The sequence below is a fragment of the Colwellia sp. BRX8-5 genome, assembly GCF_014077325.1.
GTDB lineage: Bacteria > Pseudomonadota > Gammaproteobacteria > Enterobacterales > Alteromonadaceae > Colwellia_A.
This window is the reverse complement of record NZ_JACGVR010000026.1, coordinates 15,425-38,848: the sequence shown is the minus strand read 5'-3', so window position 1 is coordinate 38,848 and position 23,424 is coordinate 15,425. Positions and strand designations below refer to the sequence as shown.

Here is a 23,424-nt window from a genome sequence, read left to right as displayed (position 1 = left end):
TTATTATTTATATCTTTTTCTTTTGCAGTCATTTTTTTAAACTTGAATGACGAGTAATAACTTATTTTTAAAGACAAAAAAGGAGCCGAAGCTCCTTTTACTATTTAATTTTTTCGCGTTAAAGCGTAAACATTACACGTTAAATCTGAAGTGAACCACATCACCATCTTTAACACGGTACTCTTTACCTTCTAAACGCCATTTACCGGCCTCTTTAGCCCCTGACTCGCCATTAAATTCGATAAAGTGATCATAGGCAATAACTTCTGCGCGAATAAAGCCTTTTTCAAAGTCGGTATGAATAACACCCGCAGCTTGTGGAGCAGTAGCATTTTGCTTTACTGTCCATGCACGTACTTCTTTTACACCTGCCGTAAAATAGGTTTGCAAGTGAAGCAAAGAATAACCAGCATTAATAACACGATTAAGCCCAGGTTCTTCTAGTCCAAGGTCAGCCATAAATTCAACACGGTCTTCATCATCCATTTCAGACAATTCACTTTCAATTTCAGCACAAACAGCAACAACGATAGCACCTTCGGCATCAGCAATTGCTTGAACTTGATCTAGGTAAGGATTATTTTCAAAACCATCATCATTCACATTCGCGATATACATGGTCGGCTTTAGTGTTAAAAAGTTTAAGTAGTCTACCGCTGCTTTTTCTTCTTTAGACAATGTTAAAGAACGTATCATATGTCCTTCTTCAACATGCTTTAATATCTTTTCTAATACCGGCATTTCAAATTTAGCGTCTGCATCGCCACCTTTGGCTTTCTTCGCTAAGCGGAAAATTGCTCGTTCCGCTGTGTCCATATCAGACAAAGCCAGCTCAGTATTGATCACTTCTATGTCATCACTAGGGCTAACCTTATTGGCAACATGAATAATGTTGTCATTATCAAAACAACGCACAACGTGACCAATTGCATCGGTTTCACGAATGTTAGCAAGAAATTTATTTCCTAAACCTTCACCTTTTGAAGCGCCAGCCACTAAACCAGCAATATCAACAAATTCCATAGTAGTTGCTAGAACGCGTTCAGGGTTTACAATTTTGGCTAATGCATCTAAACGAGGGTCGGGCACGGGTACTACACCCGTATTCGGCTCAATAGTACAAAATGGAAAATTAGCTGCTTCAATACCTGCTTTTGTTAATGCATTGAAAAGTGTTGATTTACCTACGTTGGGCAAGCCAACAATACCGCATTTGAATCCCATGATAATACCTTAATTGTTTTGCAAAATTGTTTTAAAAGTTTAGTTATAGCGGCTTGAATGAATGCAAACGATTTTGAGCTTTCTTTAAATCGTCTGTTTGCCAGATGTCGATACATCGGCTTGCTTCATCAATCGCTTGATCTATTTTGTCTTGGTCAATAGCTGGTGCTTTGCCAAGTACATGTCCGGTAACGCGATCTCTATGACCTGGGTGGCCTATACCAATGCGTAACCGATAAAATTCTTTGTTATTAGCCAGACACGAAATAATATCGCGTAAGCCGTTATGTCCACCGTGCCCGCCACCCTTTTTAATTTTACAGACGCCCGGTTCCATGTCTAACTCATCATGAGCAACAAGGATATTATCGACGGGAATACGGAAAAAATTTGCAAGAGGCGCTACAGACTGACCACTTCTATTCATAAACGTTGTTGGAACAAGCAAATGAACAACTTCGTTACCTATTAGGCCTTTGCCGTAAAGTCCGAAATATTTTTTTTCTGGTCTGAGGGAGATGTTGTAGCGAGAAGCAAGTTCTTCGACGAACCAAACTCCGGCATTATGACGAGTTTTTGTATATTCGGGGCCTGGATTACCCAGGCCCACAACTAGTTGAATAGTCATTTAAGCTTATACTTAATGATTATTCAGTAGCTTCAGTTTCTTCAGCTTCATCAGTTTCTTCAGTTACGCCTTTCGGTGCATTTAATGAAACAACAGCTTGATCATGATCTTCGCCTTTTGCTAATTCGTCAGATGTTACGCCTTTAGGCAAAGTAACGTCTGATAAATGCAATGTTTGACCAACTTCTAAATCAGCAACATCAACTTCGATGAATTCTGGAATGTCAGCAGGTAAACAGCTAATCGCAATTTCGTTAATCTGGTGAGTAATGTTGCCACCTTTTTTCTCTGCTTCTTCTTCGTTAAGGAAGTGAATAGGAGCGTTAACGTGAACTGCATGAGATGCATCAATGCGTAAAAAATCTAAATGCATTACAAGTTGCTTGAACGGATGACGTTGCATGTCTTTTAAAAGACACTCAACTGGCTTACCGTCGATGTTTACAGTTAAAACGTGAGAGTAGAATGCTTCTTCTTGTTGTGCACGGTAAACATTTTTGTGCTCTAACGTTAAAGAAATCGGCTCTTGGCCTTCACCGTATAAAATTGCAGGAACTTTGTTTGCGTGACGTAGGCGGCGGCTCGCACCTTTCCCTAGGTCAGTACGAACTTCAGCTTCTAAAGTAAATAAATCAGTCATTTTTTAATACCTAATATTAAAGAGTTAGTTGAGTTGTTTTTTGCGACCAAAAACAACAATGAACCTTTACAACAATAAAAATAATTCAATCATCATAAAAGGCGCGGCATAATAACACCTCAACTTAAACATATCCAACGTTAATATGATTAATAAACTATTAATGATGGCTCCTTATTATGGGTATCATTGGGCTAAATGACCGTTATAGATAATTTTTTATTGAAATTTAGGTGTTAGACCCGTTACCATTCAAAATACACTCTAGCAACCTGCGTCCTGAAATTGAGCGGGTATATGTGCCTCATAACTTCTAATGCCTAATGTCGATAAGAGAATTAACTATGACAATTACATCTTTCTATCCAACTCCTCGCACTTTAATGGGCCCCGGTCCTAGTGATGTTTCACCCCGTGTTTTATCTGCTTTAGGTCGTCCGACCATTGGTCATTTAGATCCAGAGTTTGTGCAGATGATGGACGAAATTAAATCATTACTACAATACGCATTTCAAACCAAGAATGAATTAACGATGGCGGTTTCAGCGCCAGGCTCGGCAGGTATGGAAACTTGTTTTGTTAACTTAGTTGAACCAGGCGAAAAAGTGATTGTTTGTGTAAATGGTGTTTTTGGTTCGCGTATGGTGGAAAATGTTCAACGCATAGGAGCTCAAGCCATCGTTATAAACGATGAGTGGGGAACGCCTGTCGATGTCAATAAAGTAAAACAAGCTTTTAAAGACAATAGTGATGTTAAGTTTTTAGCCTTTGTTCATGCTGAAACATCTACTGGTGTATTGTCTGATGCAAAAGCCTTATGTGCCATAGCTCAAGAAAATTCAGCGCTTTCTATCGTCGATGCCGTGACCTCATTAGGTGGTGTTGAACTAAAGGTTGATGATTGGGGAATCGATGCTATTTATTCGGGTAGTCAAAAATGTTTATCGTGTGTGCCCGGCATATCACCGATTAGCTTTAGTACTAAAGCCGTTGAAAAATTAACAAGTAGAAAGTCTAAAGTGCCCAGTTGGTTTTTAGATTTATCTTTGGTTATGGGCTATTGGGGCGGTACAGGTAAACGTAGTTATCATCATACGGCACCGGTGAATTCTCTCTATGCTTTGCATGAATCTTTAGTGATGTTACAAGATGAAGGTTTAGAAAATGCGTGGCAACGCCATAAAAACCAACACCTGAAATTAAAAACGGGATTAGAAAAACTAGGCATAGCGTTTGTTGTTGAAGAGCAATACCGTTTACCACAATTAAATACGGTATTGATTCCTCAAGGCGTTGATGATGCAGCTGTTCGCCAAACCTTACTTAATGAATATAATTTAGAAATTGGCGCTGGCCTAGGTGGTTTTGCTGGTAAAGCATGGCGCATTGGTTTAATGGGCTATGCGGCAAGAACTGAAAATGTGACTTTATGTTTAGCGGCTTTAGCGGATGTTTTAGAGAAATAGTCAACGTCTGACCAAAAGAATTAAGCGAGCGTAGCTCCAGTGTTGTGTTAAATAAAAAAGCCCCGAGTCAAAATATGACTCGGGGCTTTATTATTTATGAAGTTCTTTTATCAGGAATGCTTAACTGTCAAACATTGCTGAAATAGATTCTTCGTTACACACACGGCGAATCGCTTCAGACAACATACCGCTTAAAGTAAGTTGACGAACAATACCAAGCGCTTTAATTTCGTCGGTAAGTGGTATTGAATCTGTTACCACTAACTCATCAATAACAGAATCTCTTAGGTTTTGCGCAGCATTACCAGAAAGAACTGGATGAGTAGCATAAGCAATAACGCGTTTAGCGCCATGTGCTTTTAATGCTTCAGCCGCTTTTGCTAATGTGCCACCAGTATCTATCATGTCGTCGACAATGATACAGTCGCGGTCAGCAACATCACCAATAATGTGCATAACTTGTGCAACATTGGCTTTTGGACGACGCTTATCGATGATAGCAAGATCGGCTTCATTGAGTAATTTAGCTACGGCACGAGCGCGAACAACACCACCAATATCAGGAGAAACTACAATCGGGTTATCTAGATCACGAGAAAGCATATCTTCAAGTAAAATAGGTGTGCCAAATACGTTATCTACCGGTACATCGAAGAAACCCTGAATTTGCTCAGCGTGTAGGTCAACCGTTAATACTCGGTCAACGCCAACACTTGATAAAAAGTCAGCGACAACTTTCGCAGTAATTGGTACACGAGCACTACGTACACGTCTATCTTGGCGAGCATAACCAAAATATGGAATAACTGCAGTAATACGACCAGCAGATGCTCGTCGTAATGCGTCAATCATCACAATTAATTCCATTAGGTTATTATTCGTTGGCGCACAAGTTGATTGAATAATAAAAACATCCGCACCGCGCACGTTTTCGTTAATTTCAACACTGATTTCACCGTCGCTAAAACTACCGACTTTGGCATCGCCTAAAGTCATATACAAGCGATCAGCTACTTTCTTGGCCAGTTCAGGGGTGGCATTACCCGTAAATATTTTCATGTCAGGCACGGTCAGTTCCTCGGAAACTATTGACATTTTAAGTTACGCTATTAGTAAACCTTGAGTTTACTATCAGCAAATTATTAAATTTTTTCCAGTGGTTCTTGGCATTTTTATGAAAATAAATTCTCAATGGTATTAATAGTCTGCATTTTCTACTTGCAATGTTACTAAGTTGTTAATGGCATTGCGTAATGGAGATGTATTGACACCTTTTGACACAAAAGAAATTATTCCATTAGGAAGTAATGACTGGATGCGACAAGCCTCTTGCTCAGTATCAAAACGAGAAAAAATACACGCTCCGGTACCAGTCATTCGAGACGGGGCGTATTCTACCAACCAAGCCAGTAACTTGGCAACCTCGGGATACTTTTTTATTACTAACGTCTGGCAGTCATTGTGGCATAAGTCTATGTCTAACTTACTAATATCATCATTTAAATTAACTTTTGCCGTATTGCGAGTTAAGTCAGCATCAGTAAAAATACTGGCAGTAGAAATACTGACATCAGGTTTACTGACTAAAAACCAGCTTTCTTGAGGATAAACAGCAGTGAGTTCTTCACCAACACCTTCAGCAAAAGCAGAAAAACCATGAATAAAAATCGGTACGTCAGCACCTAGCGATAGGCCAAGTTTTGCTAGCTCGGTGGTAGACAATTTGGCCTGCCACAAAGTATTTAATGCCAATAAAATAGTAGCGGCGTTGGATGACCCGCCACCTAATCCACCCCCCATAGGGAGAATTTTTGTTATTTTTATTTGTGCACCTAAATATACGTTATTAAAAGTAGTCGGATTTTTTAATAGGTGGTTTTGTAATAACCGAGCTGCTTTTACAATTAAGTTATCTTCATGTAATACACCATCAATCGGCGTGAGTAATTCAATACTATTACCCTGAGTCTTTCTTATTTCTATGGTGTCGCTGTGATCTAAAAATTGAAAAATAGTTTCTAACTGATGATAGCCGTCGTTGCGTTGACCAATAATATGGAGGAATAAATTAAGCTTTGCCGGTGCAGGAAAACTATAGAATTGCTGGTTAGTCTTAGTCATTACTTGTCACGCCCCATTGATGAACATTAATTTTAATGGTGATGTTATCTTGTTTTATGGTGAACTTCGTTGCTAATTGATATTGGTCTACTTGTTGATAGCCACTATACTTAATAGACCATTTTTTTTCACCAGAGTCGCTGGTCAATGTTTGGGGTAATTGTGTTGTTTCGTTATAGGTTATTTTATCATTAGCTAAATAAGGTAAGCCTTTTAACCAGAAAGTCATCGCGTGTGTCGGTAATGTAAAACCTGTTAGCGAAGCAAGCAGGGTGTTTAAATCAGGGCTTTGGTAGCGCTCACCATCGACATTAATAACATGCATATTATTGACCGACTCTAAAGTAAAAACTTGAATACCTAACACTGTGGTTAAATTTAGCATCTGGCGATTTTTATCTCCTTGGTAATGCCAATTTAATGTTAAGCTATGACGCTCTTTAGGGCTGATTATGCCCATTTTCCCTTTTATTTTCCAATTCAACATTGCTGTGAGCTTTTTAGTGCGCTCGGTAATGTTTTGATGCTCAGTAATTTGCTGATGGTTATTCGTTAAAGAACTACAACCAGATAGAAATATCAGTAAAAAACTGAAAAAGAGTGGCAGCGATAAGGTAATTTTATTCATATAAACCATTATTATTGAGTTAATCGCCATAATATTGCGTTATCGCGTATTTGATGCTTTTAATTTTCTGCGATTTTTCGTAAAATTAACATCATTATTTATCATAGATCATAGGTTTTTTATAAAACTTGATTAATAATATCGTTAATAAAAAGATTAATGGAAAAAAAATTGCTATCGATAATTTTTATTTCTTATATTAATCGTCTTAAAAAGGCTGAATCGTTCCGTTATGTCTATAGTTGCTGTTGGAATCAATCACAAAACTGCCCCTGTTGCCGTGAGAGAAAAAATCTCTTTTAATCCCGACAATTTAAGTGTGGCATTAACTGAATTACTTGGAAACGTAGAATGTCGTGAAGCGGCTATTTTATCAACTTGTAATCGTACAGAGCTGTATTTAGTTCAAGAAGGCGATGTAAGGGTTACCCAAGAAAAAGTTGTCCGCTGGTTAGAAAAACATCACAATGTCCCTGCTTCAACTATTACGCCAAGTTTATATTGGCATACTGATCAACAGGCCGTTAACCACATGATGCGGGTTGCTTGTGGCTTAGACTCTTTAGTTTTAGGCGAACCGCAAATCTTAGGTCAAATGAAGCAAGCCTATAGCCAAGCAAAAGCCGCTGGTTCTATGTCTTTAGTCATGGACCGTTTATTTCAACGTACTTTTGGTGTTGCTAAACAAGTTCGCACTGAAACTGAAATTGGCGCGAGTGCGGTTTCGGTTGCTTTTGCATCGGTAAATCTAGCAAAACATATTTTTGCCAGTCTTGAAAATGTAAAAGTACTATTGGTGGGGGCCGGTGAAACTATTGAACTGGTTGCTAAACATTTATACGAGAATAAAGTGGGTAAAATAACTGTTGCTAACCGCACAATTGCCCGTGCAGAAGCAATGGCTGGTGCTATTGGCGCTGACGTTATTACCTTGGCGCAAATCCCTGACAAAATGGCTGACGCCGATATTGTTATTAGTTCAACCGGTAGTACTTTACCCATTATAGGTAAAGGTATGGTTGAACACGCATTAGGAAAGCGTAAGCATCGTCCTATTTTTATGGTTGATTTAGCGGTTCCTCGTGATATCGAAGAACAGGTTGGTGATCTAGAAGATGTTTTTCTATATACGGTTGATGATTTACAAGGCATTATCGCGAAAAATTTAGCCAATCGTCGCAAAGAAGCGGTTCAAGCTGAGGCAATAGTTTCTACTCAATCTGATGTGTTTATGTCATGGCTTCGTGGCTTAAATACCCAAGATACCGTTATAGATTACCGTAAACAATGTTTAGAACATCGCGATCTGTTACTTGATAAAGCATTGTTACAACTGCAGGGTAATAAGTCACCAGAAGCTATTTTGGCTGAGTTAGCCACTAAGTTGACCAATAAATTTATGCATGCACCCACTAGCGCTATTCAATCGGCGGCCCAAGGTGGCGAATTAGATAAATTGGTATACTTACGCGATATTTATAACATTAAATAACGGTCTCGACCTTACAACACACCCAAACCGTATTTTGATGAACATTTGAGCTTAGCTGGGTATTTACAGCTTTTTTACACCTTTGATTGAAAGTGCTCAACTAACCCTTTAAACTGCACATCACCAATTTTTATCCGCTGTTTCCTAATTATAAGATTTCTTAATGAATAAATCTGTTTATCAAAAACTTGAAATATTAGTCGAGCGCTTTGAAGAAGTTCAAGCCTTGCTTTCTGATCCTGGAACACTTTCAGATCAAGAAAAATTTATTGCCTTATCAAAAGAGTTTTCTCAATTAGAAGCAGTCACTAGTGTGTTTAATGACTACCAAAGCGCAGAAGAAGACTTTGCTTTAGCTGAAGAAATGCTAAAAGATGAAGACCCTGAAATGCGTGAAATGGCGCAAGAAGAATTTAAATCAGCTAAGAAAACCATTGAAGAATTAGCCGATCAATTACAAATTTTACTATTACCTAAAGATCCAAACGACAACAATAACTGTTTTGTTGAATTACGTGCAGGAGCCGGTGGTGATGAAGCGGCAATTTTTGCTGGCGACTTATACCGCATGTATAGCCGTTACTGTGAAAAGAAAGGCTGGCGTATTGAAGTTATGAACACCAATGAAAGTGAACAAGGTGGCTATAAAGAAGTCATTTTCAAAGTGCTTGGTGAAGGCGTCTACGGACAAATGAAGTTTGAGTCTGGTGGTCATCGTGTGCAACGTGTTCCTGAAACTGAATCTCAAGGCCGAGTGCATACTTCTGCTTGTACCGTTGTTGTTATGCCTGAGATACCAGAAGCTGACGCGATTGAAATTAATAAAGCAGATTTAAAAGTTGACACTTTTCGCGCATCAGGTGCGGGTGGACAGCACGTTAACAAAACTGATTCTGCCATTCGTATTACCCATATTCCAACAGGCGTAGTTGTCGAGTGTCAAGAACAACGCTCTCAGCATAAAAACCGTGCGCAGGCGATGTCGGTATTACAAGCTCGCTTACAACAAGCAGAAGATGAAAAACGCCGCAGTGAAGAAGAGTCTTCACGTCGTAATTTAGTGGCAAGTGGTGATCGTTCAGAACGAATTCGTACTTACAACTATCCGCAAGGGCGTATGACGGACCACCGTATTAACTTGACTTTATATCGTTTGAACGAAGTCCTTGAAGGTAACTTGCATTTGGTCCTAGAGCCTATTATGTTAGAAAATCAAGCCGATTTACTTGCGGCTCTTGCTGAGCAAAACTAGTTATTGGTTTGAGCGAATCCTTAAAACCGTCAATAACATATTGCCAGCAGAGTTTTGCTGAAATAATTAATCAAGGGCAGCAGTTACTCGCTGCCTTTTCTGATAGCGCAAAACTCGATTGTAAAATCCTACTTGCCTTTGTTTTAAATAAAGAAACAAGTTATTTGTTAACTTGGCCTGACAAAAAGTTAGCAGAGCATGAATTCTACGCTTTTTTAGCTTTGTTTGAGCGCCGTTTGCAAGGCGAGCCTATTGCTTATATTACACAAGAACGTGAATTCTGGTCACTGCCTTTTTACGTATCACCAGCAACCTTAATTCCTCGTCCAGATACAGAGTTACTGGTCGAACATATTTTAGCGCGCCATCTAGCAAGTGATTTATCGTGCTTGGATCTCGGTACTGGTACCGGAGCTATTGCTCTGTCGCTTGCTTCAGAACAAAAACAGTGGCAAGTTCACGGCATTGATTTTAGTGACGCTGCGATTAGTTTAGCTAAAAAAAATGCTCAACGGCTACAGTTACCACAGGTAGAGCTTTATCAAAGTGATTGGTTCTGTAATGTAGCCGCAGATAAAAAGTTTAATATTATCGTTAGCAACCCCCCTTATATCGATGAAGCCGATCAGCATTTAATTGCAGGCGATGTCAGGTTTGAACCGCTATCTGCTCTGGTTGCTCGGGATAATGGTTTTGCAGATATCAAACGTATTGCCAAAGACGCACAAGGTTATTTAACCAATAATGGTGCACTCTATTTTGAACATGGCTTTGAACAAGCGGCTGGCGTTAGCGATATATTAAAGCAATTGGGTTATCAGTCGATTGAAACATTTAAAGATTACGGCGGAAATGACCGAGTTACTTGCTGTATTTATGTACAAAAAGAAGAATGAAGATAAATATAAGGTTTTTGCATGAAACATTTACATATGACTCTGGCGGCAATAAGCATTATATTGTTCACCTACCGGTTTGCATTAACCTTGATGAATTCAGCACAATTAGATAAAAAATGGTTGAAAATCAGCCCTCATATCGTTGACACTTTTTTACTACTATTAGGTGTTGGTCTGGCTGTTAAGTTAGCGATAAATCCAATAGAATATTTATGGCTAGGCGAAAAGTTACTTGCCATTATTTTTTATATTTTTACCGGCTATTACACGTTGAAGTTAGCTCGTAACCGAATGATGCAAGTGATAGGTTATTTAGTAGCTATGGGCTGGATTATGTTAGTGGTGCGAATAGCGACAACAAAACAAACGATATTTTTATAATAAATATACCCTGAAATAAGCAATAACTATAAATAGAGTCAGCAATTAAAAATTACAGCATGAATGAATTATTATTTTCCGAGCTCAATGATGACGATAAATCACTTATTGAAGCTTTTGTACTTATTGAAGAAGTTGTTTTTGGTGATAGTGACTTTGAGCCAACAAACCTTAGTCAAATAGTTGAACAATGTTCAGAATTAATTTCTGATACAGAAGAGTATCTTGAAAAAGCTGAGCAATTAATCAACGAACTTTTCATTGGGCAACTTTTTATTGATAATCAACGTGACTTTTGGCCCGTTAGTGCTCATAAGTTACAAAGTGGACTCGATTTTAAGTTAATGGCCCCGGCGCTAAAAAGTATAGTGCTTTGCCATATATTTCGTCTTTGTGGTTTTGAAGCAGATGTGGTGTACGTACCAAAGAAAAATATGATTCGCGTCGTCTGTGATGATGTTTATGCGATTGTTTTTGATCCCATTACTGGAGAGTCTTTAAATTGGCAGGAGCTTGATTTATGTATGGATGAACTTGATGGCGATCCACAAAGCGACCAAATTGAAGATATTTCAAGGTTAAGCTTAATTGTTAAGCACGTTAGCTCATTGAAAAATGCTTTGATCCGCGAAGGGCAGTTTGCTCAAGCATTAAAGTGTGTTGATATATTAATAGCGTTACGCCCAGAAGATCCGTTTGAGCGTCGCGACCGAGGTTTTTTGTTACATCAACTCGATTGTTTTAAAGTCGCTTACGATGATTACCAATATTTTGTCGACAAATGTCCAAAAGATCCTGCTGCGCAATTATTAAAAATGCAATTGGATAAAATCACTATAGCTGATACGGTATTACATTAATAAGCCTTAGAAATAAGGCTGTAGTTTACAAATAAAACCAATAAATCAAATAAAAATAACAAGGTTAATCAATGGAAGATCAAATTATCAACAATACACCTTTTATCACGAATGACGCCACGGTTATGGGGTTACTCGCACTAATACTTGGATTCGTTTTTTATACTTCAAATAGTGAACACCCCGCATTTAAGAAGTTCTATAAATACGTGCCAGCATTACTTATGTGCTACCTATTACCCTCTTTGCTAAACACTTTTGGCATTGTTAGTGCAGAATTGAGTCAAGTAGACGAAGTCGCCAAGTATTATTTATTGCCAGCTTGTTTGGTTTTACTCACTTTGAGCATCGACATAAAAGCAATTGTTGGTCTTGGCAATAAAGCGATTATTATGTTTTTAACCGGCACGGTTGGTGTGGTTATTGGCGGCCCAATTGCGCTCTTAGTTATTTCTGCTATTTGGCCTGAATTACTTGGTGTAACTGGTCCTGAAGCTGTTTGGCGTGGGATGGCTGCGCTTGCAGGTAGTTGGATTGGTGGCGGCGCAAATATGTTGGCGATGAAAGAAATTTATGGCGCTGATGGCAAAATATTCACCATTATGGTGACCGTTGATATTGTTGTAGCCAACTTGTGGATGGCGGTATTACTTTATTTAGCAGCAAACCATAAGCGTATTGATGCGAAGAGTGGCGCTGACACTTCAGCAATTGATAGATTAATTGATAAAGTAGAGTCGGCTCAACGTGAAAATATCAAGTTGCCGTTACTAAAAGACTTTATGATGATTATAGCGGTAGGTTTTGGCGCTGCTGGTTTAGCACATTTTGCCGCTGACTTTTTAGTCCCTTATTTTCAGACAAACTTTCCTGAATTAGAAAAATTTAGCTTACATTCAAAACTATTCTGGATAATCGTCTTAGTGACTACTATAGGATTGGCATTGTCGTTTACTAAAGTAAGAAAACTTGAAGCCGTAGGAGCTTCGAAAGTTGGTAGTAGCTTATTATATGTATTAGTCGCGACAATAGGTTTGCATATGGATGTTACTCAAATTGTTGAGTCACCGAAATACATAGCCATTGGAGTTATCTGGATGTTAGTCCACGTTGCTTTACTGCTTATTGTTGGCAAAATGATTAAAGCACCGATCTTCTATCTAGCTGTTGGCAGTAAAGCCAATATCGGTGGTGCTGCTTCTGCGCCCGTTATCGCATCAGCATTTCATCCTTCTTTAGCGCCGGTTGGTGTACTACTGGCGGTGTTAGGTTATGCTTTAGGTACTTATATGGCTTGGTTATGTGGCCAGTTATTAAGAATTATTGGTAGCTAATCGTTTGTTAGCTCCAGACTTTATTTTGGAAAAATTATGACAATAACTTCAATTAAATTGACTAAATACGATATTGAAATCGCTAACGATAAACCGTTTGTTTTATTTGGTGGTATGAATGTATTAGAGTCACGTGATTTAGCGATGAGCATTGCAGAGCACTACGTAGAAGTGACACAAAAGCTCAATATTCCTTACGTATTCAAAGCATCTTTTGATAAAGCGAACCGTTCGTCTGTTCATTCATACCGAGGACCAGGTTTAGAGGAAGGTCTGAGAATATTTGAAGAAATAAAGTCGACCTTCAACGTACCTATCATTACCGACGTGCATGAAATACATCAAGCGCAACCTGTAGCCGAGGTGGTTGATATTATTCAATTACCGGCATTTTTAGCGCGCCAAACAGACCTAGTGGTTGCTATGGCAAAAACCAATGCGATTATTAATGTTAAAAAGCCACAGTTCTTAGCAGCACATGAAATGCGTCATATTATTAATAAATTCGCAGAAGCAGGCAATGAGCAAGTTATTCTTTGCGAGCGCGGTAGTTGTTATGGTTACAATAATCTTGTTGTTGATATGCTAGCGATGGATGAAATGAAAGATTATGCGCCAGTCATATTCGATGCCACTCATGCTTTACAGCAGCCGGGTGGCCGAGCTGATTCTGCAGGTGGTCGTCGTGCTAAAGCTGCACAATTAGCGCGTAGTGGTATGGCATTAGGTTTAGCAGGTTTATTTATAGAATCACACCCTGATCCTGATAACGCTAAATGCGATGGCCCTTGTGCGTTGCCGCTTGATAAACTTGAGCCTTACTTACAGCAAATGAAATCAATTGACGATTTAGTTAAATCATTTGAGCCATTATTGACTGATTAGTAACAATAAAAGCGTCGTTAAAACACAAAAACCTGAGTAGCTACTCAGGTTTTTTTATAGCTGATATAATATCTTGCTTAGTCATCTTAGTCGCATTTTTTTATAGTGGTTATTCGGGGTTGTCCTTAGCACGAGTATGGAACAATACTAAATGGCGCTGAAATCACTTAGGGTGATCCTCATCGGGCTCTTTTGATTGAGTTTTGTAGGTGAGTAAGTAGAGCAGTATAATAATACCGGCGACTGGCGCTAAGCTTATTAGCTGCCACCAAATACTTAGCCCAGCGTCACGCAGACGTCGAGTACATGCAGCGACCCACGGCAGTAAAACTAGTAATGAGGCAATTTGCATTGGCAGCGGACTAGCGAAAGCCTCGGCGAGTAATTTAGCGAAGGCGAGTAGCATCGTTATGGCGAGCGCGAGCCACCAAAAATCTGCGCGTGAAGTCAATCCACTAAATTCTAGGCCTTTTAATATACCTTCGTGAATTGATGCGAGGGCAGATTCGCTGGGTTTATCGGCATTTAGCAGTAATCTCTCTGCAGGTACTTCAAATACGGCGGCAAGCGCTCGTAAAGACTCTGTTGATACCTTAGCACCAGATTCAAGTCGCTGGATTGTCCGAAGGTTTAAGGAGCTTAGTGTAGCGAGTTGCTCTTGTGACCAATGCCTTTCAAGGCGCATCTCCCTGAGTTTTACACTATTAATGTCCATTAATTTTCCTTGTACTGATGTGTTAAGATTATTCTCTATGATAATGCCGCATTGTATTATACGTGACGACAAGGCGGTGACATCACCTCGACATCGAGCCGACTTTAAGCTGTCGGTATCAACTTTAGCTATTTTTCTGTCGAAAACCAGCTTCAGTTTAACGTGATACGCTACTAGAAATTAGTATTATTTAACTTGAATATTAGCACCAGCGATTGGCTTACTACCACTATGACATTGCAAATAGTGTATGGTAAACATCCGTTGATAAGGTGATATCTGTACAAATTTGATAGTGCTTATAAGGGCGCTTGCAATATTGTTTTTGCTTAGCAAGGTATTATAAGTATTAATGTTTTAAATACCCAAAACATAAAAAAGGTGCTTTAAAGCACCTTTTTTTTGTTTAATATTCTGTCTTGTAAGTGCTAATCGCCACTTTGGTTTTTTTCTAAGTCTTGAAAATCAATATTCTCAATTTTACTTCCTGCATTTTCATCATAAAAAATATCTTCATCAAACTGATTTTCTGATTTAGCTACAACAATTGAGACCATGCTGTCACCCGTGACATTAACGGCGGTTCGTGTCATATCAAGTAAACGGTCAACACCTATAATTAAACCTATGCCTTCTACAGGTAAACCTACTTGATCTAGTACCATAGCTAGCATAATTAAACCTACGCCTGGAACACCAGCTGTGCCAATTGAAGCTAAGGTCGCGGTAAGTATTACCATTAAATATTGACTAAATGTTAAATCAACATTAAACACTTGCGCAATAAATACAGTAGCTACGCCTTGCATTATAGCCGTGCCATCCATATTAATGGTTGCACCTAGAGGTACGGTAAACGAAGCGATTGAATTTTTAACACCCATTTTTTTGGTAACAGTTTCAAGTGTTACCGGAATGGTTGCATTACTGCTGGCTGTTGAAAATGCAAAGATAACGGTATCACGCATTTTTTTCAAAAAAGTAATTGGGTTTAAACCAGTCATTACTTTTAAGATAGTAGAATAAGTTACCGTAGCATGTAAAATTAGTGCAAAGAAAACGACTAAGAAGTAAACAATTAGGTTGCCGAATACCTTAAGTGACATATCAGTGAATAAACTCGCTAATAAACAAAACACACCATAAGGAGCAAGGTTCATTAATATAGTTACCAAGCGCATGATAACGGTACTCATGTCTTCAAATAAACTAGCAATACGTTCGCCGGCTTTACCTGAAAGCGCTATAGCAATACCAAATAACAAAGCAAATATAATGACTTGAAGCATATTGCCTTTTGCAAAAGCTTCAAACGGATTACTCGGAAACATTTGAATAAAGACTTGCGCTAAAGAAGGCGCTTCACGACTAGTGAAGGTTGTGTCCGAGGCCATGTTGACCCCTTCGCCAGGGCTTATTAATAACGCTAAAAACATTGCAAAGCTAATCGCTATAGCTGTTGTAATTAAATAGAGTGAAATGGCTTTACCGCCAATACGTCCAAGTTTTGTGGTATCTTTTAAGGAACAAGTCCCACAAATCAGCGATACAAAAACCAGTGGTACTACCAACATTTTTAAACTTGAAATGAAAATTTGTCCAATGACTTCAAAAATCCCGTCAACCAAAAATGATCGTAATGAAAGTTCAAAGAAATAGAGTGGGATAACAAAGTCTGATTTGTCTGGCATAAGAAATTGTAAGGATACGCCTACCGCGATACCGGCAAGCATGCCAGTAACAATTCTAGCGGTTAAACTAGCTTTTTTTTTATCAGTCATAAAGAAATGCAACGTTATTTTTTATTATAAATTATGAATAGTAGATTAACAGGTAATTCATTGATAAAAAAGCTATTGATTAAAAAGCAACTATAGCGCTATTTTTAATGAAATTTCTAGAATATAAGTTACTATAAATAGAGATGTAAATAAAAATACTAAGGGATGCTTGTATGGCACTGCTTCAACGTTTGAGTTTTTGGATTTTAATTATCGCACTAAGTGGTTGTGGTGGTAGTGGTGATGGCGGTTTATCTAGAGTGGAAACTCCGGTTGCAGGTGGATCTGTTGCCAGTACTATTTCACTCAATATTTCCGATAGTACGGTGACCGGTGCTGCACCGGTAACGGTTACAGCAACAGTAATGCAAGGCAGTGCTCCTGTTTCAAACAGAGCGGTAACCTTCGCAACAAATTTAGGAGCCTTTTCGCCATCTTCTGGTTCTGCTTTAACAAATGAAGATGGTATCGCTACGATTACCCTCACAGCAGGTAGTGTTCGTGGTGCTGGTGAGATATCCGCTTCTCTTTCTTCTGGTGAGATCTCGTTAGTACCATTAGGCTTTAAAACACAAGGTGATGATATAGGTGTTGTCGGTGATATTAATATCAACGTCACTCTCATAGATGGTGATAGCAATGCCACTGACACGGTTACGTCATCAAAACCGGCAAGAATAATTGCGACAATTGATGGTATTAGTGCTCCTTTGATTGTTACTTTTAGTTCTACTGTAGGTGATATACCTATTCCATCTGCTATCACAAATGCAAATAATCAAGCGATTGTTGATATATATGCGGGTGAAAACTTAGGTGCAGGAACTATTACTGCATCAATTACCAGTGGAGAATCGGGTCAAACAATTTTTGTTGTTGGTTCTTCAACTGTCATTATGGGAGCAGGTAGCCCATTTATAGAAGGTGTTGCTGATGTCAGTTTAACGAATATTTCTGCTGGCGGAACGAGTGTTATTTCAGTATCAATTGTTGATGATCAAGGTAATCTATTTACTGAACCTGTAGATGTTAATTTTTCATCTGGGTGTACGGCACAATCAACCGCTACACTAAGTACACCGATTACTACCTCTAATGGTGCGGCGACAAGTACTTATCTAGCACAGGGGTGTGTAGGTGATGACACGATTAATGTCACTGCTAATGCTGGGGGCATTAATTTATCAGCAACAGCATCTGTTAGCGTTTTAGCTGCTGACATTGGTAGTATCGAGTATGTGTCTGCATCGCCAGAGCATATTGGTATAATAGGCGCTGGTATTGTTGGAGGCTCTGAAAGTTCAACGGTGATGTTCAAAGTAAAAGATACCGATGGTAACCCCTATAATAATCGTCGAGTGAATTTTTCCTTAAATACCAATGTGGGTGGTATAAAATTAAGTCAAAATTTTGCGACCACTAACGATCAAGGTTTAGTACAAACAGTTGTTAATTCAGGCTCTGTTGCAACTACAGTGCGTGTTACAGCATCGACAGAGTCATTAGGTGGCACTTTTGTATTTACTCAATCTAGTCAACTCGTCGTTTCAACGGGTTTACCGGACCAAGATAGCTTTAGCTTGGCCCGGGGGGTCGCAAACCCTGAAGCTTGGGGCATTGATGGTGTAGAAGTACCTGTTGTTGTTCGCATGGCTGATGCATTTAATAATCCAGTACCAGATGGAACCGCTGTTAACTTTACTACTGAAGGTGGTTCTGTAGGTTCCTCATGTACAACAACTAATGGTGCATGCTCTGTTATGTGGACCAGTCAAAACCCTCGTCCAGCGGGACAAGTATTAACCAGTAGTTTTTGTAGTGTGGCTGAAAATGATGATCCAGCGATCTTTTGTGCTCGCCAACCTTTGCCAAATGGTAATAATTATCTTGGACAGGAATATGGCGGAAGAGTGACAATATTAGCAACCGCTATTGGTGAAGAGTCATTTCCTGATAAAAATAGTAATGGTCGCTTTGATGAGAGTGAGTACACTTTGTTTCAAGGAAAAGATGTTGGCGATAGACTTTACGACCTAAAGGAGGCCTTTGTTGACCATAATGAAGACAATTTATACAATCCAGTAGAAGTGAGTACACAAGCTGGTGGTGAGTTAGAAGAGTTTGTTGACTTTAATAGCAATGGAATTTTCGATATAGAAAACAGTGTCTATAATGGCATTTTATGTGGTTTAAATGATATAACGAATCCAGGTACCGAGGTAGCCAATCAATATTGTGCTAATCCAGATGATGAACCTGATCCGACCAAAAAAGCGCAAAAAGTGTCAACCAATGTTCGTGGCTCTACCGTTATTATTATGTCAGGTACGTCACCGTATATAACCGTCACAGCAACAAACGATGCCGTTGTAGATACGTCACCAAACTTTGACCGAAACGATATTTCTCTCTATATTGCTGGCGAAAGTACCGGAACAGTTAGTGTTGTTATCGCTGATTTACACAATCAACCTATGCCGGCTGGTACTGTTGTGTCATTTGTAGCTAGTGTTGGATCTGTCGTTGGTACCCCTAGTTATACATGGCCAGGGGATTCTAGTAACGGCGGTAGTCAATTTAGTGTTGCGATTAAAGGTAAAGCGGAACCAACCAGTGGACCATTAGAAATAAAAGTTGAAACCCCTGGTGGTGTAACAACTGTATTTAGTGGTGTTAGTATTATTATTCAATAATAATTAACTTTTCCACCTATAAAAAAAACCGCTTGTTAAGCGGTTTTTTTATTTTTGTTTATCGATAACAGATAAAACTAAAAATTTATTTAGCCATCTCTGCTATTAAAAAGGCAGAGATCTCTGCGCCAGCCGCTAACGTTTTATCACGACTCTCTTTTCCTAAACCTGTACTATCGGTAAAAGGAGCAATTTCCATCATGTCGGCACCGGTAATACGGTATTTTGCTGCTAAAGCGCGAAGTATATCCATCGCTTCATTTTGAAATAAACCATCTGGCTCTGGTGTGCCTGTGGCAGCAGCGACAGTTTCATCAAGTGCATCAATATCAAAGCTTACATACAATTCATCAATGTTTTCATCTTTTAATTGCGCTAAAATATTTTCAATGATTTTTTCAACGCCCAGCTCTTTCACTTCATGAGCCCAATGTTGTCTTACACCAAAAGTGTTTTCCCAATGGGACTTAGGACGACCGCTCGAGCGAATACCCACTTGAATCAAATGATGTTTTTCATGTAAATCATCTAAAATATGGGTACACCAAGAGCCAAAGCATAAATCAATGCCAAGGCGTTCAACCAATAAATCAGTGTGAGCATCAAAATGAATAATAGCGGCACGAATGCCGCGCTTTTTCTTTGCTTGCAAGTAAGCTTTTGTTAACGGGTAGCTTACTGAGTGATCGCCACCAATGCCGAAAATACCTTTTTGTGGGAACTCAGCATAAAAGTCGTGTAATACATCTTCAGTAATGGTTAATGGGCTAACAGCATAAGGGCTGTTTTCATCTTTATAAAGGGCTTTTCTACAGTTAGAAAGCGTTGCTTCATTTAAATATTTATCATGAAGTAAATGTGGAATAACGCGAACATCTCCCATATCAAATGCTTCAAGCTCAGGGTATTGTTCAAGTAAAGTTGAACGGACAAATAATGGCCCCCAATTTGCTCCACGTAAAATTCCGCCACCGCAATCAGAGGCAACACCTAAAATAACGGCATTTGACGCATTAGGAAGCCCTTTTAATGACTCTTTCCAAATATTATCAATGTCTGTCGATTGACCGAACAAGGCTTGATGCAATTGCTCTTTACGCTCTTTAGCGGTATTGACGGTAAAAACACCGTTACCTGCTGGGCATAAACAGTTGGTTAGTTTTTCCTGTAAGTTAGTCCATGATGTTGTCATATATTTGTTCTCTTGTTATTTATCCGAATAATTTACATTGATAGTAAGCATTAAATGAATATTGTTTTACACGGTGACATAGGCTTTTTGACTGGCAACAATTGAATTTAAGATAGAATTAAATTATCGTTGGCAGGAAAGTTTTTATAATAGTCATACCGAAATATTGACGCCATTATAACGAAAATAGCTCAATTAGGCGATGTTATTAAAAATAATAACTTGTCAGCTTGCTTATTTACCGATATATCTAATAGGAATTCTAATTTCAATGATTTATGGTTTTTTTGTGCTAAAAATGAGTTGCTCGGCTAATTTTTAGACAGTTCTAACCGAAATGTAATTATACTGGCAAAAAAAATAGCCAGTGACGTAGGAAAGTATATATATATGGCAAAATCTCTGGTTATTGTCGAATCACCAGCCAAAGCGAAGACAATTAACAAATATCTTGGTAAAGACTTTATTGTGAAATCTAGTGTCGGTCATGTACGTGATCTTCCTCACAGTAGTACTGGTAAAAAAGTTGCCGCGAAATCTCCTGCTGAAGTCAGAAAAATGGCACCTGCAGCAAAAGCTAAATATAAAGCTAAACGAGATAAGCAAGCACTTGTTAACCGCATGGGTATTGATCCTGAAAACGATTGGGAAGCAAATTATCAAATACTCGAAGGCAAAGAAAAAGTTGTTGCTGAATTAATCAAACTTGCCGGTTCAGCCGACACTGTCTATCTCGCAACCGATTTGGATCGCGAGGGAGAGGCGATTGCTTGGCACTTAAAAGAAATTATCGGCGGCGATGACAGCAAATTTAAACGTGTTGTCTTTAATGAAATAACTGAAAACGCTATTCAGCAAGCTTTCTCTACACCCGGTGAATTAAGTATGCCAGGTGTTAATGCTCAACAAGCAAGACGTTTTCTTGACCGTGTTGTTGGCTTTATGGTTAGCCCATTATTGTGGAAAAAAGTTGCCCGTGGTTTATCTGCCGGTCGCGTACAGTCGGTTGCTGTTAAATTAGTTGTTGAAAAAGAACGTGAGATTAAAGCGTTTGACCCGAAAGAATTTTGGGAAATCACCGCTGACACAAAAACCGCTTCTGGTTTAGATTTTCCATTAGATGTTACCCACGAAAATGGTAAAGCATTTAAGCCGACCAACGAAAAAGATGCGAAAACAGCATTAGCAAGCTTAGAAAAGTCAGCCTATACCGTAAATAAACGTGATGATAAACCGTCAAAAAGTACCCCCTCTGCTCCTTTTATTACGTCGACACTGCAACAAGCAGCAAGTACTAAATTAGGTTTTGGCGTAAAGCGTACTATGGGTTTAGCTCAGCGTTTATACGAAGCAGGTCATATCACTTATATGCGTACCGATTCAACCAATCTAAGTAAAGATGCGGTTGAAATGTGTCGTGGTTATATTGCTAAAAACTTTGGTGAAAATTATTTACCTGAAAAAGCGAAAATTTACAGCAGTAAGTCGGGTGCACAAGAGGCCCATGAAGCGATTCGTCCATCAAATGTTAAAATAGAATCTGCATTTATGGAAGGCATTGAAGCCGATGCTAAGAAGCTTTACGACCTAATTTGGCGACAGTTTGTTGCTTGTCAAATGACAGCTGCGCGCTATACCGTTAGTACCATTACTGTTGGTGCTTCAGGCTTTGATTTAAAGGCCAAAGGTCGCGTCATGCAATTTGACGGTTGGACAAGAGTCCATCCGCAATTATCAAAAGGTGATGACAAGCATTTACCTGATTTATCTGTTGGTGAAGTATTAACCCTAGAGCAGTTAAATCCAGCGCAACACTTTACTAAACCACCAGCTCGTTTTGGTGAAGCATCACTAGTAAAAGAATTAGAAAAGCGTTCAATTGGTCGCCCATCAACGTATGCGTCAATTATTTCTACTATTCAAGACCGTGGTTACGCTCGCTTAGATAAAAAACGTTTTTACGCCGAAAAAATGGGCGAAATTGTTACTGACAGTTTATCTGAAAGTTTTAAAGACTTAATGAATTATGATTTTACCGCCAACATGGAGCAAGAGCTTGATGAAGTGGCTGAGGGTAAAGCTAATTGGAAAGATGTCCTTAACGGTTTCTATAAAAACTTCACTAAACAGTTAAGCCAAGCTGATATGCCTACTGAAGAAGGTGGCATGCGTAATAATGAACCGGTATTAACAGATATTGATTGTCCGACCTGTGGTCGTAAAATGGGTATTCGTACTGCTTCTACTGGCGTCTTCTTAGGTTGTTCTGGTTACGCTTTACCGCCAAAAGAACGCTGTACGCAAACGATGAACCTTACTTCTGGCGAAGAAGCGGTCAGTGTATTAGTGGAAGACCAAGAAACTGACGCATTACGTGCCATGCGACGCTGTGATAAATGTAGTACTGCGATGGACAGTTATTTAATTGACGAAACGCGTAAGCTACATGTTTGTGGTAATAACCCTGTTTGTGATGGCATTGAAGTTGAGACCGGCGAGTTTAAAATAAAAGGTTACGATGGTCCCATTTTAGAATGTGATCGTTGTGAGGCTGAAATGGAGCTTAAGTCAGGCCGTTTTGGTAAATATTTTGATTGTACCAATGCAGAATGTAAAAACACACGTAAGTTACTAGCAAGTGGTGAAGCGGCTCCTCCAAAAGAAGATCCTGTGCAACTACCTGAATTACTTTGTGAAAAATCAGAAGCACACTTTGTATTACGTGATGGCGCAGCGGGTATTTTCTTGGCAGCGAACACTTTTCCGCGCTCAAGAGAAACACGTGCACCTAAAGTTGAAGAGCTACAGCGTTTTAGAGACAGAATATCGAGTAAATTTTATTATTTAGCCGATGCGCCTATTAAGGATCCTGACGGAAACTTAGCCGTTGTGCGCTATAGTCGTAAAACCAAAGAACAGTATGTCATGACTGAACTTGCACCTGAAGCTGATGGCGCAAAACCTAAAGCAACGGGCTGGAATGCAAAGTATGTTGAGGGTAAATGGGTTGAAGAAGCAAAGAAAAAAGTAAAACCCAAAGCCAAGGCTAAAGCAAAGCCAAAAGCTAAAGCTAAGGCAAAACCGAAAGCTGAATAATATATATTTAGCTTAAAATAAAAAAAAGCGCTATGTAGCGCTTTTTTTTATGTTCAGGATGAACAGTATGCATGATGACATGGCCGCTTTTTGACAGCCATGTCATCACAGTATTAATACATCCATGTATCTCGATG

The 23,424-nt window shown here is 39.0% G+C and carries 19 protein-coding genes; 10 read left to right on the top strand and 9 right to left on the bottom strand.

Going from position 1 to position 23,424, the window contains the following annotated elements; genetic code table 11:
* Positions 1–132: 132 nt before the first annotated feature.
* From ychF to H4J62_RS15055, 3 genes are read right to left on the bottom strand one after another with little or no spacing between them, the layout of a single operon-like run.
* Positions 133–1,224, bottom strand: coding sequence for a redox-regulated ATPase YchF (ychF, locus tag H4J62_RS15065; protein ID WP_070376152.1), 1,092 nt, complete (start codon positions 1,222–1,224; stop codon positions 133–135).
* 43 nt (positions 1,225–1,267) lie between these two features.
* Positions 1,268–1,852: an aminoacyl-tRNA hydrolase gene (gene pth, locus H4J62_RS15060; RefSeq protein WP_182215476.1), complete on the bottom strand. Its 585-nt coding sequence runs from the start codon at positions 1,850–1,852 to the stop codon at positions 1,268–1,270.
* A 19-nt stretch (positions 1,853–1,871) separates the two neighbouring features.
* On the bottom strand, positions 1,872–2,492 hold the full coding sequence (locus tag H4J62_RS15055) for a 50S ribosomal protein L25/general stress protein Ctc (protein ID WP_182215475.1): 621 nt from the start codon (positions 2,490–2,492) through the stop codon (positions 1,872–1,874).
* 344 nt (positions 2,493–2,836) lie between these two features.
* Here H4J62_RS15055 and H4J62_RS15050 point away from each other — a divergent pair, with 344 nt between their 5' ends.
* Positions 2,837–3,958 (top strand): alanine--glyoxylate aminotransferase family protein, encoded by a 1,122-nt coding sequence (locus tag H4J62_RS15050; protein ID WP_182215473.1) that lies wholly within the window; start codon positions 2,837–2,839, stop codon positions 3,956–3,958.
* 120 nt (positions 3,959–4,078) lie between these two features.
* Here H4J62_RS15050 and H4J62_RS15045 read toward each other — a convergent pair whose 3' ends face one another.
* The 3 genes from H4J62_RS15045 to lolB all read right to left on the bottom strand — a co-directional run bounded on the left by H4J62_RS15045 (position 4,079) and on the right by lolB (position 6,707).
* Positions 4,079–5,026, bottom strand: a complete 948-nt coding sequence (locus tag H4J62_RS15045) for a ribose-phosphate pyrophosphokinase (RefSeq protein ID WP_070376156.1) — start codon at positions 5,024–5,026, stop codon at positions 4,079–4,081.
* A gap of 129 nt (positions 5,027–5,155) precedes the next feature.
* On the bottom strand, positions 5,156–6,079 hold the full coding sequence (ispE, locus tag H4J62_RS15040) for a 4-(cytidine 5'-diphospho)-2-C-methyl-D-erythritol kinase (RefSeq protein ID WP_182215472.1): 924 nt from the start codon (positions 6,077–6,079) through the stop codon (positions 5,156–5,158).
* Entirely contained in the window at positions 6,072–6,707 is a 636-nt protein-coding gene (gene lolB / locus H4J62_RS15035; RefSeq protein ID WP_182215470.1) for a lipoprotein insertase outer membrane protein LolB, read from the bottom strand. Before lolB ends, ispE begins: the two co-directional genes overlap by 8 nt.
* A 232-nt stretch (positions 6,708–6,939) precedes the next feature.
* Here lolB and hemA point away from each other — a divergent pair, with 232 nt between their 5' ends.
* From hemA to kdsA, 7 genes are all read left to right on the top strand, one after another.
* Positions 6,940–8,199 carry a glutamyl-tRNA reductase gene (hemA, locus tag H4J62_RS15030; RefSeq protein ID WP_070376159.1) on the top strand — a complete coding sequence of 420 codons (1,260 nt, stop codon included), beginning with the start codon at positions 6,940–6,942 and terminating at the stop codon, positions 8,197–8,199.
* A 163-nt stretch (positions 8,200–8,362) separates the two neighbouring features.
* Complete coding sequence (prfA, locus tag H4J62_RS15025; RefSeq protein ID WP_070376160.1) at positions 8,363–9,451, top strand: peptide chain release factor 1; 1,089 nt, start codon at positions 8,363–8,365, stop codon at positions 9,449–9,451.
* Between the two features lie 8 nt (positions 9,452–9,459).
* Positions 9,460–10,347: a peptide chain release factor N(5)-glutamine methyltransferase gene (prmC, locus tag H4J62_RS15020; RefSeq protein WP_220470078.1), complete on the top strand. Its 888-nt coding sequence runs from the start codon at positions 9,460–9,462 to the stop codon at positions 10,345–10,347.
* Positions 10,348–10,368: 21 nt separating this feature from the next.
* Positions 10,369–10,731: a SirB2 family protein gene (locus tag H4J62_RS15015; RefSeq protein WP_182215468.1), complete on the top strand. Its 363-nt coding sequence runs from the start codon at positions 10,369–10,371 to the stop codon at positions 10,729–10,731.
* A 59-nt stretch (positions 10,732–10,790) separates the two neighbouring features.
* Positions 10,791–11,591 carry a SirB1 family protein gene (locus H4J62_RS15010; protein ID WP_070376162.1) on the top strand — a complete coding sequence of 267 codons (801 nt, stop codon included), beginning with the start codon at positions 10,791–10,793 and terminating at the stop codon, positions 11,589–11,591.
* A gap of 71 nt (positions 11,592–11,662) precedes the next feature.
* Positions 11,663–12,925 (top strand): DUF819 domain-containing protein, encoded by a 1,263-nt coding sequence (locus H4J62_RS15005; protein WP_070376163.1) that lies wholly within the window; start codon positions 11,663–11,665, stop codon positions 12,923–12,925.
* Positions 12,926–12,961: 36 nt separating this feature from the next.
* Positions 12,962–13,810, top strand: a complete 849-nt coding sequence (gene kdsA / locus H4J62_RS15000; protein ID WP_182171330.1) for a 3-deoxy-8-phosphooctulonate synthase — start codon at positions 12,962–12,964, stop codon at positions 13,808–13,810.
* 163 nt (positions 13,811–13,973) lie between these two features.
* On the opposite strand, the gene H4J62_RS14995 is transcribed toward kdsA, so the two are convergent.
* Positions 13,974–14,525 (bottom strand): DUF805 domain-containing protein, encoded by a 552-nt coding sequence (locus H4J62_RS14995; RefSeq protein WP_182215466.1) that lies wholly within the window; start codon positions 14,523–14,525, stop codon positions 13,974–13,976.
* Positions 14,526–14,953: 428 nt separating this feature from the next.
* A complete protein-coding gene (locus H4J62_RS14990; protein ID WP_070376166.1) occupies positions 14,954–16,306 on the bottom strand; it encodes a dicarboxylate/amino acid:cation symporter in 1,353 nt (450 codons plus the stop codon).
* Between the two features lie 173 nt (positions 16,307–16,479).
* On the opposite strand from H4J62_RS14990, the gene H4J62_RS14985 reads away from it, so the two are divergent.
* Positions 16,480–18,999 carry a hypothetical protein gene (locus H4J62_RS14985; RefSeq protein WP_182215465.1) on the top strand — a complete coding sequence of 840 codons (2,520 nt, stop codon included), beginning with the start codon at positions 16,480–16,482 and terminating at the stop codon, positions 18,997–18,999.
* 85 nt (positions 19,000–19,084) lie between these two features.
* On the opposite strand, the gene H4J62_RS14980 is transcribed toward H4J62_RS14985, so the two are convergent.
* A complete protein-coding gene (locus H4J62_RS14980; RefSeq protein WP_182215463.1) occupies positions 19,085–20,191 on the bottom strand; it encodes an arginase family protein in 1,107 nt (368 codons plus the stop codon).
* A 390-nt stretch (positions 20,192–20,581) separates the two neighbouring features.
* Between H4J62_RS14980 and topA the strand changes: the two genes are divergently transcribed.
* On the top strand, positions 20,582–23,287 hold the full coding sequence (topA, locus tag H4J62_RS14975) for a type I DNA topoisomerase (RefSeq protein WP_182215461.1): 2,706 nt from the start codon (positions 20,582–20,584) through the stop codon (positions 23,285–23,287).
* Positions 23,288–23,424 lie beyond the last annotated feature (137 nt).